The 297-nt window shown below is 70.0% G+C and carries 1 protein-coding gene; it reads right to left on the bottom strand.

Features of this window, described 5'->3' with window-relative positions; translation table 11 throughout:
* A partial coding sequence (locus HCX50_RS19680) for an HNH endonuclease signature motif containing protein (protein ID WP_167635473.1) occupies positions 1-297 on the bottom strand: 297 nt, incomplete at both ends.

Here is a 297-nt window from a genome sequence, read left to right as displayed (position 1 = left end):
CGGGTTGTGGTGTGCGCCAGCGTCTGGCGGGGTCCCACCAGGCGGGTCCGCGGACGTGGGGTGTGCCGTGGCGCATCCGGATCTCCCATCCGCTGGTGTCGAGGGTGCGGTGGTGGTGCCAGCAGAGGGCGACGCCGTTGTCGGTGTGGGTGGGGCCGCCGTGGGCGTGTTCGGTGACGTGGTGGATCTCGCACCAGGTCGCGGGGACATGACAACCGGGGATGAGGCACTCACGGTCGCGGAGGGTGATCGCGCGGCGTTGATGGACGGTGAAGATCCGGTCGGTGGTGCTGATGC

This window comes from Microbacterium sp. B19(2022) (assembly GCF_012030385.1).
Taxonomy (GTDB): domain Bacteria; phylum Actinomycetota; class Actinomycetes; order Actinomycetales; family Microbacteriaceae; genus Microbacterium; species Microbacterium oxydans_B.
Note: the sequence above shows the minus strand (reverse complement) of the source record. Positions and strands in the feature narration are given on the sequence as shown.